18 protein-coding genes and 1 riboswitch are annotated in these 16,419 nt (G+C 61.4%); of the genes, 8 read left to right on the top strand and 10 right to left on the bottom strand.

Annotated features, from left to right (window positions below):
* Window positions 1-159: 159 nt before the first annotated feature.
* The 4 genes from BM235_RS27600 to BM235_RS27585 are packed head-to-tail and all read right to left on the bottom strand — an operon-like array spanning window position 160 to window position 4,047.
* Window positions 160-1,359, bottom strand: a complete 1,200-nt coding sequence (locus tag BM235_RS27600; RefSeq protein ID WP_158543808.1) for a Ger(x)C family spore germination protein — start codon at window positions 1,357-1,359, stop codon at window positions 160-162.
* On the bottom strand, window positions 1,356-2,735 hold the full coding sequence (locus BM235_RS27595; protein WP_090117478.1) for a spore germination protein: 1,380 nt from the start codon (window positions 2,733-2,735) through the stop codon (window positions 1,356-1,358). Before BM235_RS27595 ends, BM235_RS27600 begins: the two co-directional genes overlap by 4 nt.
* Window positions 2,732-3,823: a GerAB/ArcD/ProY family transporter gene (locus BM235_RS27590; protein WP_090117477.1), complete on the bottom strand. Its 1,092-nt coding sequence runs from the start codon at window positions 3,821-3,823 to the stop codon at window positions 2,732-2,734. The genes BM235_RS27595 and BM235_RS27590 overlap by 4 nt, the downstream gene beginning before the upstream one ends.
* The gene (locus BM235_RS27585) at window positions 3,808-4,047 is read right to left on the bottom strand and encodes a hypothetical protein (protein ID WP_143106738.1); all 240 of its coding nucleotides are present in this window, start codon (window positions 4,045-4,047) and stop codon (window positions 3,808-3,810) included. Before BM235_RS27585 ends, BM235_RS27590 begins: the two co-directional genes overlap by 16 nt.
* A gap of 200 nt (window positions 4,048-4,247) precedes the next feature.
* Window positions 4,248-4,364: riboswitch (TPP riboswitch) on the top strand.
* A gap of 105 nt (window positions 4,365-4,469) precedes the next feature.
* On the opposite strand from BM235_RS27585, the gene BM235_RS27580 reads away from it, so the two are divergent.
* The 5 genes from BM235_RS27580 to BM235_RS27560 are packed head-to-tail and all read left to right on the top strand — an operon-like array spanning window position 4,470 to window position 8,235.
* Window positions 4,470-5,546, top strand: coding sequence for an ABC transporter substrate-binding protein (locus tag BM235_RS27580; RefSeq protein WP_090117475.1), 1,077 nt, complete (start codon window positions 4,470-4,472; stop codon window positions 5,544-5,546).
* A 45-nt stretch (window positions 5,547-5,591) separates the two neighbouring features.
* Window positions 5,592-5,897, top strand: coding sequence for a thiamine-binding protein (locus tag BM235_RS27575; protein WP_090117474.1), 306 nt, complete (start codon window positions 5,592-5,594; stop codon window positions 5,895-5,897).
* The gene (locus BM235_RS27570) at window positions 5,887-6,660 is read left to right on the top strand and encodes an ABC transporter permease (protein ID WP_090117473.1); all 774 of its coding nucleotides are present in this window, start codon (window positions 5,887-5,889) and stop codon (window positions 6,658-6,660) included. The genes BM235_RS27575 and BM235_RS27570 overlap by 11 nt, the downstream gene beginning before the upstream one ends.
* Window positions 6,657-7,439, top strand: a complete 783-nt coding sequence (locus BM235_RS27565; protein ID WP_090117472.1) for an ABC transporter ATP-binding protein — start codon at window positions 6,657-6,659, stop codon at window positions 7,437-7,439. Before BM235_RS27570 ends, BM235_RS27565 begins: the two co-directional genes overlap by 4 nt.
* On the top strand, window positions 7,429-8,235 hold the full coding sequence (locus BM235_RS27560) for a TatD family hydrolase (protein WP_090117471.1): 807 nt from the start codon (window positions 7,429-7,431) through the stop codon (window positions 8,233-8,235). The genes BM235_RS27565 and BM235_RS27560 overlap by 11 nt, the downstream gene beginning before the upstream one ends.
* Window positions 8,236-8,335: 100 nt before the next feature.
* Here the strand turns inward: BM235_RS27560 and BM235_RS27555 are convergent, their stop codons facing one another.
* From BM235_RS27555 to BM235_RS27540, 4 genes are all read right to left on the bottom strand, one after another.
* Window positions 8,336-8,527 (bottom strand): hypothetical protein, encoded by a 192-nt coding sequence (locus tag BM235_RS27555; protein WP_090117470.1) that lies wholly within the window; start codon window positions 8,525-8,527, stop codon window positions 8,336-8,338.
* A 50-nt stretch (window positions 8,528-8,577) separates the two neighbouring features.
* Window positions 8,578-9,093 (bottom strand): CcdC protein domain-containing protein, encoded by a 516-nt coding sequence (locus BM235_RS27550; RefSeq protein WP_090117469.1) that lies wholly within the window; start codon window positions 9,091-9,093, stop codon window positions 8,578-8,580.
* 714 nt (window positions 9,094-9,807) lie between these two features.
* Window positions 9,808-10,413 (bottom strand): pentapeptide repeat-containing protein, encoded by a 606-nt coding sequence (locus BM235_RS27545; protein WP_090117468.1) that lies wholly within the window; start codon window positions 10,411-10,413, stop codon window positions 9,808-9,810.
* Between the two features lie 199 nt (window positions 10,414-10,612).
* Window positions 10,613-11,230 carry a hypothetical protein gene (locus tag BM235_RS27540; protein ID WP_090117467.1) on the bottom strand — a complete coding sequence of 206 codons (618 nt, stop codon included), beginning with the start codon at window positions 11,228-11,230 and terminating at the stop codon, window positions 10,613-10,615.
* A gap of 431 nt (window positions 11,231-11,661) precedes the next feature.
* On the opposite strand from BM235_RS27540, the gene rsmD reads away from it, so the two are divergent.
* The gene (gene rsmD, locus BM235_RS27530) at window positions 11,662-12,225 is read left to right on the top strand and encodes a 16S rRNA (guanine(966)-N(2))-methyltransferase RsmD (protein WP_090117465.1); all 564 of its coding nucleotides are present in this window, start codon (window positions 11,662-11,664) and stop codon (window positions 12,223-12,225) included.
* Complete coding sequence (gene coaD / locus BM235_RS27525) at window positions 12,226-12,744, top strand: pantetheine-phosphate adenylyltransferase (RefSeq protein ID WP_090117464.1); 519 nt, start codon at window positions 12,226-12,228, stop codon at window positions 12,742-12,744. It begins immediately after the preceding gene.
* A gap of 86 nt (window positions 12,745-12,830) precedes the next feature.
* Here coaD and BM235_RS27520 read toward each other — a convergent pair whose 3' ends face one another.
* Together BM235_RS27520 and BM235_RS27515 are read right to left on the bottom strand one after the other, a co-directional pair.
* A complete protein-coding gene (locus BM235_RS27520; RefSeq protein WP_090117463.1) occupies window positions 12,831-14,093 on the bottom strand; it encodes a hypothetical protein in 1,263 nt (420 codons plus the stop codon).
* Between the two features lie 395 nt (window positions 14,094-14,488).
* Entirely contained in the window at window positions 14,489-15,724 is a 1,236-nt protein-coding gene (locus BM235_RS27515) for a nucleotidyltransferase (protein WP_090117462.1), read from the bottom strand.
* A gap of 154 nt (window positions 15,725-15,878) precedes the next feature.
* Between BM235_RS27515 and BM235_RS27510 the strand changes: the two genes are divergently transcribed.
* The gene (locus BM235_RS27510; RefSeq protein ID WP_090117461.1) at window positions 15,879-16,403 is read left to right on the top strand and encodes a YceD family protein; all 525 of its coding nucleotides are present in this window, start codon (window positions 15,879-15,881) and stop codon (window positions 16,401-16,403) included.
* Window positions 16,404-16,419: the final 16 nt, after the last annotated feature.

Raw genomic sequence — 16,419 nt, 5'->3', positions numbered from 1 at the left:
TTCCGGAGGACTTTCTCAAGAAGTCGCTAGGACGGGTTCTGCGCCGCGGACGAATAATCGAATAAGCGCTCCGCCGAGAGCGCTCGGGCACGCGAGGGGGATGGATGCGCAAGCTGAAAAGGAGCGGTTGTCTTCGCGGGGGTCCGCTACATCCCGCCCTTAACGGATTTCGTTATTTTTTCTGGTTTTCAGTTCGGACCGCTCGAGCTTGATGTCGACGTCGACCTGCAGTTCTGCTTCCGCGAACAGCTCGTTCCAGCTTTTCGAGATTCGTTCGAATTCGCTGTGTCTATGCCGGTACATCCATTCACCGAAGCCGAAAATATCCGCATCGAAATCAGTCTGAACTTTTTTGACGGTGGCGTCGATCCGCTCTTTGACGTAGCCCTCGGCCAGCCGTTCGAGCTCTTGGTAGCCGGATGCTCGGTCAAGCGGCATGGTGGCGTCCAGGCTTACGATGAATCCGACGCCCTGTACGTTTAACGTTATTTTAGGCCTTCCGCTATGCATCCGGACCGACTTCGAAGCATGGAGGCGGACGAGCCGGACCGCCGCGAACGCTTTGTCTTCCCGCAGCGGAACGGAGATCGTCGTCTGCTCCAAATCGTCGGTGACGAGGAGTACGATATTCGTATCGGAGGCCGGGAGGAAGCCGACCAGCTTATCTCCTCTAAAGACGGCCGTATCCATGACGCGGATCGACGATTTCGGTTCCAGCGTCTTTACGCTGTCCATGTTTTTGCCGACGGGACCTTCGGCCGAAACCGCCGCGAGCAACAATTCTCGCCCGGGGGTTTGGGTCGCGATCGTATAATCGTTCATCCGGCTTTTAGGCGCGCCTCCCCACACCCGGTTGAGATTGAAGATTTGCGATTGAATGGCGAGCCCGGCGTTCATGCCGCCCGGATAGGGAACGCGAAGTATATCAGATGCCCGGTCATTTTTGGAAATGACGAGATTGACGTCTTCCCGAATATAGCGGGAGCGCACGAAAAAGTCCATTAAGTCGTTTAATCCCTTGCGCGCCAGCCGCTCGTCGACCACGATCGCCTGCATGTGAGATCCGATCAGCAGCCGGTCGAACTGCTCGTTCATCCGGTTGACGGCTTCGGAGAGCGTATCCGCTTCGGCCGTGTACAGCTGCGCGGGCGCATCGCCCCTGCCGTTTTCCGCGCTCATGGTCTCCGCCGCGTTCAATACCTCGACCGTTACCCGAAAGGCGTGATTCTGTCCGTTCTCCAAGGCGACCCCGGTAATCAAGGAAGAGCGGCTCACCTCGACCATGTCCCAGCATCCGCCAAGGATTAGCAGGATGCCGGCCGCGACCAAGAAGCGGGCGATTCTGCGTGGCGTCTTCACGAGGATCGCCTCCCCACGAGCCGGGACAGCGGAGACAGATAGGGAATGCCGAAGCTCTCCATCCGCGTCAGCTGGATGACCAGGAAGGCGAATCCGACGATCACGCCGTACAGACCGAACAGGGAACCTAGTATGATCAACGCATACCGGAACAAGCGGATATTCGCGCCGAAGGAGTAGACGGGCGAGACGAATCCGGCGATGGCCGTGAGGGCGACGACGATCACGGTGATGTTGGAGACGATGCCCGCTTGGACCGCGGCTTCGCCCAATACGAGCGCGCCGGCGATGGAGATGGATTGCCCGACGAGCCGCGGCATTCGGGTGCCCGCTTCCCGCAGCAGCTCGAACGTAATTTCCATCAGGAACATCTCGATGACGGCAGGGAACGGTATGCCGGTGCGCTGGGCGGCGATGCTGGTCAGCAGCAATGTCGGTATCAGTTCTTGGTGATAGCAGGTTACCGCGACGTAAAGGGCCGAGAGGCTTAATGAGAGCAGGAACGCCAAATAACGCAGCGTGCGGATGAACGATCCTACCATGAACCACTGGTATTCATCCTCCGGGGATTCGAAGAAATCGGCGAACAGCGCGGGGACGATCAGCACGAACGGGCTGCCGTTCACGATTAACGCGACGCGTTTGTCCATCAGACAAGCGCAAATGGAGTCCGGCCGCTCGCTGTTGTATACGGTAGGGAACAGCTGTCCTCCGCGGGAACGGAACAGCTGCTCCAAGCTGCCCGAGTCGAACAGGCTGTCGATGCTGCTGCTCTGAAGGAATCCGCGAATGTCGCGTAATATCCGTTCGTCCGCATCGCCTTCTAAAAAGGTCAAGTAGACGTGCGTTTTCGTTTGCGAGCCGACGACGAACTTCTCGAAACGGAGGCGTTCGTTCAAGATCCGCCTGCGTATAAGGCTCATGTTCGTATCGGCGGATTCCGTGAACGCTTCTTTGGGACCTTTGATGACGTTCTGCGTCGTCGGCTCGCTGATGGAGCGCTTTTCCAGCTCCTTGACGTCGATCATCAGCATGAGCGGTTCGCCGTCCAGGAGCAGGCCTGCGTAGCCTTGCGTGAGCATGCCGGGCAATGGCTGCGGGTCGTCGAGCAGGCGGGTGGCCAGCCCTCCGTACAACCGCTCGCGAACGGCGTCCAGTCCGCGGTCTTCCGGAAAATTCCCCTGACGGTATGCTTGAAGCAGCGGCATCGTGACGTTTTCGGTCAGGAAGGTCGTGTTCGTCATCGTCGACAAATAGCAAAGAAGACCTTGCCGGGAGCCGACTCGGATCGGGACCAAGGTCAAATCCGCCGATTGTCCGAAATGTTGCTTCAAATGCTGCGCGACGGCCTCTTTGCGGAAACGGTTCGTTCTCATGCATTCGCTCCTTTCGGCTTCCGTATCCGCAAGAGCAGAAGCGTTGCCAGCGGAACCGCGAATTGGAGGGGAAGGTGCAGCCAATACATGGCGTAAATCAGGCCTTCGGATACGTGCTCGGCATAATTGCGGGATACCAGCAGCGACAGCGACCCGATCAGCAGGGCGAGGGGATAGCCAAAGCGGCTCACGTCGGCCTTGAACAGAAATGCGGCGCCGCGGGCGCCGGCGTACAGCAGCACGGCGGCTTTGAGCAGCACGCCGAATATGAAAATGAACGCGACCAAGGCATCCATCCGCGTAATAAAATTCGCGACGTTAATCAGCCTGGCCGCATCGAGAAGGGCAAACACGGAGTACTGTTTATTTTCGATGCCCAGCGTACAGATCTGCAGCACGTCGGAAAACGTTAAAACGGCGGCGGAGCTGAGCAGCGCGTAGGTGCCCGCTTTGCCGATCGCCCCGGGTCCGCCCAGCCGCGAATGAAAAACGAGAAACACGACCAGCTCGCCGTAGGGAAACCAGAGCGAGCTTCGAAAGACGGAGCCCGCGACCTTCCCGAAGCCTTCGGACAAAAACGGAAGAAGCCGCTCCGAATCGACCGAGCCGCTTAATATCAGCAGAAAGGTCAGCGTCGTGAAAAACATCATGACCATGAGGGCGATCAGAACGGATAGCCGCCCAAGGGCAGCGATGCCGCCGACGGCGGCATAGGCGACGATAGGGACGAAGAGGACGATGACCAGCTCGCCGGGCGTCGTCCGAAGCAGCGCCGTCATGACGAGCTCGAGCATGTCGCGCAGATTGCGCGAGGCGATATACAGGAAGTAAACCGTGTAGGCGAGGATCAGCAGCCGGCCGGCCGCCTTGCCCCAGGCGCCGACGAGCATGTCGAACAGATTCCCGCCGCCGCCGAGCCGAATCAACAGCATGTAGAGGCCGGCAAGCAGAAAGGAGGGGACGATCGTCAGCAGGTCCACGAGCCATGTGTCGGGGACCAGTCTCGGCGTTCCGAATATGATGGAGGTGCCTAGCAGGAAGACGAGCGTGAGCGCGTAGAGCTGAATCGGGCTTAGTTTCGTCTCCAATGTTGTTCCTTCCTTCGTCCTCCCGGCTTTTTGGCCAGGATTCGCTTAATGGCGGGAAGCCGTTCGAGATCGTTCCATGCGGCAACGAGAAAGGCGAGCGCGAGCAGGATCCAGTATTTCCCGGCGAAATAGGGTACTTGGCTGTACAGCTGCCGGATCGACAGGAGAAAGGGATGACGGTATACCAACATATCGAAAAACGCCAAGAGCGCTAAGCTTAGCATCGCGATTATTCCTACGCCGATCGTTACCAACGGATTTCGCCCCTTTTTTAGCAGGTTGCGCCGCAGGCAGAAAAATTATGCAAAAACGGGGCCGCTTGGACCGGCGGTCGGTCTCGCGCATGCAAATGCTGGACAGAATCCGAACTTCTGCTATAATGAGGAGCGTTATCAATCAACGCCGACGAGTACGTCGACAATCGAACAAACCCCGGGGGAGCTGGGATAGGCCGGCTGAGAGTGCATCCCGTCAATCGACGATGCAGACCCTTTAACCTGATCTGGTTAGTACCAGCGTAGGGAGGCGGGAAGCGCGAATCGGATTCGCGCGTTTTGTCCATGTTTATTTTGGGCGCCCTCCGTATACGGGGGGCGTTTTTTGAATGTCTGCGTGCCGAAGCGGCATGGAGAGGGAGTAGAGACAGATGGGTATGGTCCAAAAAAGCTGGCGAGGCAAGGGCGCGGCGGCGATCGCGGCGCTGCTGATCCTGGCGGGCTGCGGAGGGAACGGGAACAACGAGGGAGGCAGCGGTTCGGCCGCGCCATCGCCGGGAGCGAGCGCGCCAGCGTCGGCATCGCAATCGGGCGGGCAGGCCGCCGACCTGGGCAAGGTGAAGGTCGTGCTCGACTGGACGCCGAACACGAACCATACGGGACTGTACGTCGCGGCCGAACAGGGCTACTGGAAAAAGCGCGGACTCGACGTCGAGATCGTGCTGCCGCCGGAGAGCGGCGCGGACCAGATGGTCGCGACGGGCGCGGCGGACTTCGGCGTAGGCGCGCAGGAGGGTCTCACCCTGGCGAGAGAGAACGACATGCCGATCGTCTCGCTGGCCGCCATCATCCAGCACAATACATCGGGCTTCGCGTCCCCCGCGGACAAAAACATCAAGGAGCCCAAAGACTTCGAAGGCCATAGCTACGGCGGATGGGGCTCGCCGGCCGAGCAGGCCGTCATCGGCTCAATGATGCAGAAGCAGGGCGCCGACGTGAACAAGGTCAAGTTCGTCAACGCGGGCACCGCCGACTTTTTCACCGCCGTGCAGAAGGATATCGACTTCGAATGGATCTTCTACGCCTGGACCGGCATCGAGGCCGAGCAGCGCGGCACGAAGCTCAACATGGTCTATCTGTCGGACTTCGACAAGCGCCTCGATTACTATACGCCGGTGCTGACGACGAGCGAAAAGATGATCAAGGACAAGCCGGACGCCGTCCGCGCATTCGTCGAAGGGGCGTCTGAAGGCTATCAGTACGCGATCGATCATCCATCGGAAGCCGCGGACATCTTGATCAAGGCCAATCCCGACCTGAACGCAGGTCTAGTCAAGGCGAGCCAAGCCTGGCTGAGCCCGAAATACAAAGACGATGCGCCCCGTTGGGGCGAACAGAAGCGCGAAGTGTGGTCCGGTTACGCAGAGTTCCTCAAGGAGCACGAGCTGCTGACGAAGGACCTGGACTACGACGCGATGTTCACGAACGAATTTTTGCCGCAACCTTAATGAATACAATCTAAAAACAGAACCTAACCGAGGAGGACGACGGACATGTCGCAAGCGCTGCTCAGCATTCAGATTTTGCCGAAGGCCGCCAAGCCGGAGGACGACACGCATCTGTACGTAGACCGGGCGATCGAAATCATCAAGGCATCCGGCGTTGCATATCGGGTCGGGCCGCTCGAGACGACGATGGAGGGCGATCTCGACCAACTGCTCGATATCGTGAAGGAAATGAACCAGGCCATGTTCGAAAAGGGAAGCCCGTCCGTCCTGTCGCAAATCAAGCTGCTCGTTCACGGAACGGACAGCGCCTCGATGGCGCATCTGCTGCGTAAATATCCCGATGGACAGTAATATCAGCCGATGGCTGCTGCCGGTCGGCACGTTGATCGCCGCGCTGGCGCTCTGGCAGCTGAGCGTAGCCATATGGCACATCAAGCCCTTCTCGCTGCCGTCGCCGATCGCCATCGGCGAGCGGATGTGGGAGCAGCGGGACCGGCTGCTCGCGCAGAGCGGCTCGACGCTTCGGCTCGCCTTGAAAGGCATCGGACTCGGCATCGCGCTCGGCGTGCTGTCGGCGATCTTGTTCCACCTGATTCCCGTCGTCCGCGCGGCGCTGTCGCCGATCATCATTATCACGCAGAACATTCCGCTAATCGCGCTGGGCCCGCTGCTCATCATCTGGTTCGGCTTCGGCCTGACGCCGAAGCTCGTGCTGCTGGCGCTTGTCTGCTACTTTCCGATCGCTTGGTCGATGCTAGCCGGCCTCGGGCAGGCCGACGCGAATCTTCGCGAGTATCTCGCGATGATCGGCGCGAGCCGCCTTACGGTGCTGCGGCGCTTGGAGCTGCCGGCTTCGCTGCCGTACTTTTTCTCCGGTCTGAAAATTACGGCCACGTACAGCATCACTGCGGCCATCGTCGCCGAGTGGCTCGGCGCGAGCGAGGGCATCGGGTATTACCTGGTGCTTAAGTCCAAAGGCTACGACACGACGAGCGTGTTCGCCGCGATCGTATGCATCGTGGGCATGGCGTTGGCGTTCTACGGCATCGCGGCGCTGCTCGAGCGCCTCGTCGTCCGCTGGCGGCCGGCGGGCCGGGAGGAGGGAGCGCGATGAGCGGGCAAGCGAAGCTCGAACTGATCGATATTCATCATCGCTATTCGCGCGGCAAAAAAGCCCATCCCGTGCTCGGCGGCATCTCGCTGACGGTCGCGGACGGCGAGTTCGTCACGCTGCTCGGGCCGTCCGGCAGCGGCAAGTCGACGCTTTTCCGCCTGATCGGCGGCGTCGAGCGTCCGGATGCCGGGCGCATCCTGATCGACGGCGCGGACACGACCGGACAACGCGGTCATATCAGCTATATGCCGCAGCAGGCTTCGCTTTTTCCTTGGATGTCGGTCGGCGCCAATATCGCCTCCGCGCTGACGACGGCCGGGATCGAGCGGCGGCAGGCGTCGTCTATGGCGGCGCAGTGGCTGGACCGCATCGGCCTCGGCGACGTGGCGGGCGAATATCCGCGGGTGCTGTCCGGCGGGATGCAGCAGCGCGTGTCTTTTCTGCGGGCGCTGCTCATGCCTCGCGGCGTCATGTGCCTCGACGAGCCGTTCGCCGCGCTCGACGCGCTTACCAGAGCGGACATGCAGGCGTGGCTGCTGCGGCTGTGGGAAGAGGAGCGGCGCTCGGTGCTGTTCGTCACGCACAGCATCGAGGAGGCGCTGACGCTGTCGGACCGCATCTACGTGCTGTCCAAGGCGCCGGCGAGCGTGCTGCGGGAGATTCGGATTCCGTTCGAGCGGCCGAGGCGGGCGGATGTCTGGAAGGAGCCGGCGTTCGTGGCGCTTAAGGAAGAAGTGCTGGCGCTGCTCGAGCGGGGAGGTGCCGGCCATGGCGTATGACGCGCATCTGCACGCCGACCAATACCCGCCGGAGCGCCGGGAGGCGCTGCTCGCGGAGGCGTTCGCGGCGGGCGTGCGAGGCATCGTCGCCGTCTCGATGAACCTCGAATCCTGCGCGGAGACGCGTCGCCTTTCGGCTTTGTGGCCGGGACGAGCGATGCCCGCCTATGGCCATCACCCCGAGCAGCCGCCGCTCGGCCCTAGCGAGCTCGCGCGGCTGTGCGACTGGATTCGCCGGCTCGCGGAGAGCGGCGAAGCGTTCGCGATCGGCGAGGTCGGACTGCCCTACTACACGCGGACCGAGGCCGAGGCGCGCGGCGAAGCGTTCGACGAAGCGCCGTACTTGGCGCAGCTCGACGTCTTCGCGGGCCTCGCCGCCGAGCTGGACCGGCCGATCGCGCTCCACGCGGTTTACGAGGACGCGGACAAGGCGCTCGACGTGCTGGATCGCCGCGGCGTGCGCCGGGCGCACTTTCACTGGTACAAGGGAGCGCCTGAGACGACGACTCGCATCGCGGCGCGCGGATACTTCATCTCGCTAACGCCGGACGTTCTGTACGAGCCGGACATCAGGGAACTGGCCGTTTCATTTCCGCTCGGACAGCTGATGGCGGAGACGGACGGCCCCTGGCCGTTCGAAGGCCCGTTCGCGGGAATGGAGACGACGCCGGCCATGACGCTTGCGGTCGCGCGCGAGATCGCGGCGCTGCGCGGGCTTAAGCTTGAGGCGGCCGAGCGGGAGCTGGACCGCAATACGGCGGCTTTTTACGGTTTTGAATTGACGCGCGATACCTGACAAAACAAGCCTTGCATCCCTTCTAGCGAAGGGTCGCAAGGCTTGTTTGTTCAATTCCGGCTCCTGTCTGCGTCGCGGCTGCTCTGATCGATTCATCCGCTCAGCCGTGATAGCTGCCGGACGGCGCGTTCAGCACCCATTCGAGCAGCAGCAGTTGGTCCTCCAGCCGCTCGGCCTGCGCCTGGAGCTCGGGGCGTGCTTCCTCGCCCGCTTCCGCGTACAGCGCTTCGAGCGCTTGCTTGCGCGAGGCGAGCTCATGATACTTCCGCTTGACTTGGTCTGCGGTTCTCAAATTCGACATCCTCTCTGTGACAGGCGGCGCATGCGATTGCGGATGCCGTTTTAGGCGGCACGCTTGGGAGCGGCGCGCAGCACGTAAATGTAATAGCCTGCGTAGTAGGCGATCAGAATGAAGAAGATGGCGGCCGTCCAGGGATCGCGACCGTATTGCTGCAGCGAATCCGCGCCTCCTGCGCCATTCGCGGCCGTCTGCGCGCTCTGCATCGCGAACAGGAAACGGTAGGCGATTCTGCCGATGAAGAGCGCGATGACGAGCGATTCGATGATGACATGCGTCCGATAGTAGAGCCCGTCGCTGCGCCGTTCCACGATGCTGTGCCGGATGGCGAACCAGGCGAGCAGACCGCCTAGGGCGAGCCCCGCGGCGTCGGCCGCGAATACGATGGGATGGACGAACCCGGCTGCGATCAGAATGACGCCGATGAGGGAGAAAATGCCGATTCGAATCTGAAGTCTCCTCGGCCGCAGCAGCTGAAAGCCGACCGTCCGCCGGATGCGGCGGTACATAATAAACGCGACCAAGAGGATAGGGACCGCGTATTGCGCGACTTGGTTCATGAAGAATCGTCCTTTCGGGATCGTTTGATTCGCTTAGTTTATCATACGGCCCCGGGGATTCGTCTATCCAACCGCAGACTGAAATGGCGTTTTTTTCTTCCTCCTCGGCCGCCTCTCGCGGAATAGAGAGGCTGAACGACAAAAAACCGCCGGAGGACGGCGGCTTCGGTCTGCCTGGAAGGGGCGTGATGACGAATCAGCGACGTGAACGCGGCGTGGATTGCGGATCTTGCTTGAGCGTTTCCGACACCTCGGTCACCAAGAACGCCAGGTAATTCCTAAGCGAGAGACGTTGCTGCTTCATGCGTCATCACACCTCCTTCCGTCACGGTATTGTTATATTTTTCTTACACATCCGGCGAATGGTTGAAACGCAAGCGGACACGAAACGACGCAAATTGGACCGGACGGCGTCTTTTTGCAGCGGCGGGCGACAAAAAAGCCGGCCCCTCGGAAGGAGCCGGCCGTACGCGCAAAGCGCGTCAGGTCGAAAACCGGATCGTCAAATAAATGACCACGACGAACAAAAATACCGCCAGGCAATAGCCCAGCACGAGCCCAACCGCTTTCGGACCGTTCATTGTCGACTCACCGCCCAGTGCTTAATGCTGCTATTATACAGGACGGAACCGGAGGAAATGAAATGACGCGTTTGTGAACGATCGGCGCGATTAAAGCGCGCATCGCCCTTGCGGACGGCGATAGGATCGGCGATCAGCCGACTTTGGCGCCATGCGATAGAGAAAACAGCACCGCTTGCTCGTGGTCCATCCGAAGTCCGGTGACCGCAAACTGCTTGAAGTCGACGCCGTCCATTTTGGCGCCTCTCGCGTCTGCTCCCTGAAGGTCCGCTTTGGCGAGGGAGGCCATCGACAGGTCGCAGTCTCTCAGATCCGCCTTGGTCAGCTGCGCGCCGGACAAATCGGCTTCGTAAAATTTAATGCCGCGCAAATCCTGCTTGGCCAGCTTGGCTTGTCTCAGATTCGTATAAGACCAGTCGCCCTGAAGGATGGAGATGCCGTCCAAAGTAGCGCCGGAGAACGTCGAGCCCATCATTTTGCAGCGATCGAACTTAGAGACGAACAGATCCGCGCCGTCGAAGTTGCAATTTTCGAACGCAGATTCCGTATGCACGGAGCCGTTCAGCGCGGCGCCGCGAAAATCGCAGCCGACGAAGCGGCATTTGACGGACGCGATCTCCTCCAGGGAGCCGTGCGCGAATGAGCACCGGACAAACGTGCAGCCGGTCAGCTCGCCGTATCGCAGATCCTGGCTGCCGAAGCTGACGCCTTCATAATTTTGTTGATTGTGTTGGAACAAGCGGATGACTCCTTTCGGTGACCGTTAACCTTTTTTACTATAGCATAAGGCTGTCAAGGGCCGTTCGCTCCGGCAAAAAAAGTCAAGCGTTATATTTTTAGCCGAGTGCAAAAAAAAAGACCTCCCGGCGGAGGTCTTTGGCCTTGCGTATCATGGATTGGGGAGAACGTGCGAGTGAGCGATCGGTTCCGGGGATGCGTTAGCCGAGGTTTTCCGTGTCGCTCGAATCTACCGGGTTGTCGAACAGCGGACCGCTCGTAATCCACAGCTGCTGCAGCTGGTCGTCCGTGATAGTGCCCTTCAGGAACTTGTCGTAGTCCGACGTTTTGATCTCGATCGTATTTTCCTCGTCGTCGTCGGTGTAGACGACCCGCATGTAGACGGCGCCGACCGGCACGAGCTTTTTGAAGATCTGGTCGACGTCCGTCCAATCGTCGTCGAAGCCGTAAAGGGCCGGATAATAGACGACCGCCGTCACGTCGCCCTCGATGTCCGTAAGCGAAATCCCGTCGCCGCCGAGCGAAATGACGTCTTCCGTCAGCTTCACCAGATTGGCGCCGGCAGGCTTCAGGTCGACCGTCTGCTTTTTAGCGTCGTAGGTGTAGGTGACGCCGGCGCTCTTCAGCGCGGACAACGGCAGCATCGTCGAGCCTTGGAAGTTGATGGCGGGCGTACCCTGCGTCGCGATCGCCTGGCCGCCCAGCGTCAATCTGACTTTGGCGTACCCTTTGTACGTTCCCCACAAGCTTGCGGCGCTGACGACGCCGCCTACGGCCAGCAGGCCGATCAAGGTAAGCAGGATAATCTTCTTTTTCATGGGCTCAACACTCCGTCGCTATTGGTATCTGTATCCAGTAAGTACCTTTTAATGATACCACAGCGGAGCGATTCGAATCTGTGACCTGCGTTACAAATTCTAGAGTGCGAGCGCATAAAAAAACGACCCCCGTCTCGCGACGAGGGCCTCATGGGAGAGGAGAAACCGGACGAAGAACTTATGGGGAAACGTAAGCCTTCTCCGCGGTTATCCCCGGCATCTCTCGACGCCGGTAGTAGCAGTATCGCCGTCAGGCGGAAAAATATACGCGCCGAAACCAAAAATTTGCGCCCGGGGAGCGAGCGTTCGGAGCGGGCTTCCCGCCGGCGGTTCGATATGGTAACATAAGCCTCATCTAAGCCGCGGCGGACCCGCGGCTGTCTTGCTGTAAAATTCAGGCATTCCATGTGCGCGGGGGTCGAACATCACAGATGAGAGTCATATCCGGAGAGGCCAGAGGGAGGCCGCTCAAGGCGGTGCCGGGCCAGACGACCCGTCCGACGACGGACAAGGTCAAAGAAGCCCTCTTCAGCATGATCGGGCCGTACTTTGACGGGGAGCGCGTGCTCGACCTGTTTGCCGGCACAGGCGGGCTCGGGATCGAGGCGCTCAGCCGGGGCGCTGGACGAGCCGTCTTCGTCGACGCGAACATGCGCAGCATTGAGGTCGTTCGCGCCAACCTGGCCGCGACGCGTCTCGCGGATAAGGCCGAGATCTACCGGCAGGACGCCGTCAAGGCGATCAGACTGCTGGAGCAGCGCGGCGGCGGGCCGTTCGACCTGGTATTCCTCGATCCGCCCTATGCCATGAAAACTTGCGACGAGCTTCTGCTGGAGCTGACTGCGCGCGGACTCGCGGGCGAGGACACGGTGGCGGTCATCGAGCATGAATCGGGCTTCGCGTACGGGGAGCGCATCGGGATCTTCGAGCGGCGAAGGCTGGCCCTGTACGGCGAGACTGCGATTTCCATCTATAAATACGGAGGCGAAGCCTAGATGAATGCCAAAGCGAATCGGCCGGAAAGCGAGCATCGCATCGCGGTGTACCCGGGCAGCTTCGACCCGGTCACGTTCGGGCATCTGGACATTATCCGGCGCGCGGCGAAGCAATACGACAGACTGATCGTCGCGGTGCTGAACAATACGAGCAAAAGCCCGCTATTCTCCGTCGAAGAGCGGTCGAGCCTGCTGCTCGAGGTGACGAAGGATCTGCCGAACGTGGAAATCGGCAGCTTCAGGGATCTGCTCGTGCGGTACATGCGGTCTCAGCAAGCCCAGGTGATCGTGCGCGGCATCCGCTCCGTCACGGACTTCGAATACGAGCTGCAGATGGCTTCGACGAACCGTCAGCTCGACGAGGGCATCGAGACGATTTTCATGATGACGAACCCCAAGTATTCGTACCTCAGCTCGAGCATCGTCAAAGAGATCGCCAAGTTCGACGGCGCGGTGCAGGATCTCGTGCCGCCGGCGGTCGAGGCGGCGCTGCGAGGCAAGTTCGACAAGCGGGACTGACCGGCAACCAAGGATATGCAAGCAAAAGGCTCCGATCGGCGAGATTTCGCCCTAGGAGCCTTTTGCATGCCCGGCGTCGACCGGCATTACTTCGGTCGCTTGTCGCCGCCCCGGCGGCGAGGCGAGATGAGCGCGGCAAGCAGGGCGAGCAGGACAAAGATGACCAGGCAAGCGATGGCGGCGAGCGTCGTGCCGGGCAGCAGCGCCCAGCCCGAAGGGAGCGGACCGGCTGCGGGCTCGGAAGCCGAGATCGGACCGGCGAGGCCGTGCCACACGGGTGCGAGCGGCGCGAACCAGCCACGCTCGGCGGCGATGGCGAGCGGATAGGTCGCGACCAAGGCGAGCGCGGCGTGAAGCAGGCGGCCGGCGATGAAGCGAGGCCAAGGGAAACGGGTGCCGCTCCAGGCGGCCCTGGCCTGGAGCAGGCCGCTAACGCCGCTCCATGCGAGCGCCGCCGCGATGAGGGCCGCGGCTTTGGCCGGCGCGGATTCGAACAGCGCAGAACGTCCGGAAGCATAGGCGCCGAGGTGCATCTCGTAAAGGCTGGGGACGGTCAGCCAAGCGTCGGTGCCAGGCAGCGCGGTCTGAACGATCCGCAGCAGCACGGCGCTCATCATCATGAGCCCCCCGATCGCGAACAGCGTGGCGACGGCGCTCGTCACGGCGTCGGCCGTCTGCTTGCCGAAGGGACGCGCATCGGCGAGGCGCGCCTCCTGCATCGCACGGAAGGCGCGGCGAAGGGGGGAGCCGGATGGCTGATCGGGTACGTCGCCGTCGCAGGGCGGTTCTCCAGAGGGCTCGGCCGACTTAGGCTCGCTTCCGGACAATCGCGGCCAAAGCATGCCCGTCGCGATGCCCGATATCCATAGCCCCGCGGCGATCGCCCAGCCGTAGGCCGGAGCTTGAAGGAAGCCGCTGCCTACCACGACGATGACGAGGAAAGGGTTGGGCATATGCGAGAGAAGAAGCAGCGACTCGGCTTCGCGGCCGCGAACGAGCCCGCGTTCCCGCAGGCGCGCCGTCTCTCTGGCGCCGGCGGGCATGCCTGCCGTCCAGCCGAAAGCCGCGACCCAGCCCGCCGCCGGCGGCAGCTTGAACAACCTGCGGAAGATCGGGCTGCCCAGCGCCGCGATGCCGTGGAGCAGGCCCGAGGCGGCGAGCAGCTCGGCGAGCATGAGCGGCGGGAGGAGGCCGGGGAAGACGGTTTTCCACCAGATTTCAAGCCCGCCCAGCGAAGCGCGGAACGCCTCTTCCGGCGATCTCACGATGCCTACGACGAGCGCCAACGCGCATCCGCCTAGAAAAACGGAGATGATAAACGATTTTTTGCGCGACGCGGATCCCGGCATTGACGCCGCCTCCTCACGCCCATTCGGGTCTAACGGCTGGATGGTGGTCCGAAGCGCCCGCGGGAGCGCAAGACAGGGCCATGGCCGCTCAATGGGACATGGTACAATGTACGCATGCCCGTCCGGCGATAGACCAGCCTTGTCCGTCAAGGCGATCGCCGGGAGCAGTAGAGCTGAAATCAGTGCATAAGTGCAGCTAATCTTTTCGAGGCGAAGAACTGATATGAAAATAGCTGCAAAAGCGCAGCTATTTGACCTTCGTATTGATGATTTCTTGCGGAGCGGCAGATATAGATGCGAAAATGCAGCTATTTGTCAGGACGATTTTTAACGTTGAAATAACTGCTCTTTAGCAGCTACAGTAGCCGCATCGGCCGCGTAACCAGCCGCCGCCGCTACACCCGCACCGGCGGCTCCGTATAATCCCGCCAGGCGTCCGCGGGCCGCGAGGCGGCGAGCGCCGCGGCATAGACCGCGGTCGCCCGCGCGTCCATCGCCAGATACGGCCAGTCGCCGTCAGCCGCGGTATGGACGACCGGCACGGCCGCCGTCTTTTTCATCCGCTTGAGCAGCGCCTGTCCCCGCGCCGTGAAGCCGAGCACGCGGACGTACTGGACGCCTTCCGTTAGCCGATCGGCATTCAGGTCTTCCTTCCGGTGGCCGAGCAAGATACGCGCGAGCGTCCGCTGCAGCTTCGTGCGCGTGTACCGCTTCGTCTTAAGCGCGTCGAGCAGCTCGTCCACCCGCCACGACCGCAGCTCCCGCAGCGCGCCCTTGATGCGGTGCTCGAGCCCTTCGGTCACCTCGGCATACGATGCCAGCTCCGAGGCGGGCAGCGAGCCGAGCAGGTGGAATAGCGGCCTGGCAAAAGCGTCCCACGCCACCGGCGCCCTACCGGAGGATGCGTCTCTGCGCAGCACCGCCAGCGTCGAGCCCGGAACGTAAGGCGCCAGCCCGTCCAGCGCGCCTCCCGCCTCGCCGATGAGCTTGCGCAGCGCCGTCGCGCTGGCGATGGCCGTGTCGGTGATCGAGCTTTGATTATAACCGGACTTTTCACGCCGGATGGACAGCGCCCGCATCGGGCTGCCCAGCTTGCGCAGCGCGAGCATATAATGGAGCCCAAGCGTATGGTTCGGCTGCGCCAGGCCGAACGCGGCGTCCGATTCGCCCGCGGCTTCCAGCAGCTCGCGGGCGGCCGCGGCATATGCGCTCGGGTAAGGCAAGCCCTCCTTCAGCAGCGCGCCGAGACGAACCCGCATCGACTCGGGCTCGGCCGACAGCCGATCCGCGATACGGGATAGCGCATCAGCGTCTCCGCTCTCGCTGCCGAAGCAGATCGCGTCGCAGACGCCGGTCGCGGCCAGCGCGGCGACAGCGCCGTAGGCGAACCACTGGGCCGGCTGGGCGCTGTAGGCGACGGGCAGCTCGAGCACGAGATCGCAGCCCGCGCGCAGCGCCATTTCCGCGCGGGACCACTTGTCCGCGATGGCCGGCTCGCCGCGCTGCAGGAAGTGTCCGCTCATGACGGCGATCACGGATTCGGCTTCCGTTATTTTGCGCGATTGTTGTATATGATAGAGATGACCGTTGTGCAGCGGATTGTATTCGACGACGAGGCCGACGGTGGACATGGCGAACGCTCCTTTGAAGCGCGGATTAAGGATATGATAACATGAAAGAAGGCGCGAATTCCCAATCGGGCCGCTCAGGCCTACCGCCACGTTAAATGTTGACAAAAGCGAGTTCTCGCGTCTATAATTATTTTTGTTTGTTTGGAGTGATAATATGTTGCTCAATGTACAGGAACTGAGGGCAGCCAAGGCTAAGGTTTCGCTGCACGAGACGATTGACGTCGCCGATCTGCTGTCGCAGGTGCCCGGCGTGCGTCCGGCCGGTCCGCTCGAAGCGGACGTCACGGCCGAGCCTTCCGGCGAGTTCGTCGAGGTAGCCGGCCAGCTGGACTGCAATCTCGAATGGACATGCGTTCGCTGCTTGACCAAGTTCGAAGAGCCGCTTCACATTCCTTACAGCGAGAGCTTTAAGCAGGTCTCGCAGGAAGTGGCGGATCTCGGAGAGCAGGACGACGAGGACTTCGTACCGTTCCACGGCGATCGGCTGGAGCTTCGGCCTTATTTGACGGACGAACTGCTGCTGAATTTGCCGCTGTCGCCGACCTGCAGCGAAGGCTGCAAGGGACTCGACCCGGAGACCGGCGAAGACCTGAACGGCAAGCCCGAGCGGCCGCGGCCGATCAAGATCGATCCGAGGCTGGAGGCGCTCAAAGGCTGGTTCGATTCCGAACGTTCATAACGACATCGAAATAGGA

This window comes from Cohnella sp. OV330 (assembly GCF_900112065.1).
Classification (GTDB): Bacteria; Bacillota; Bacilli; order Paenibacillales; family Paenibacillaceae; genus Cohnella.
The sequence above is the reverse complement of the archived record's forward strand: the minus strand, read 5'-3'. Positions and strand labels throughout refer to the sequence as shown.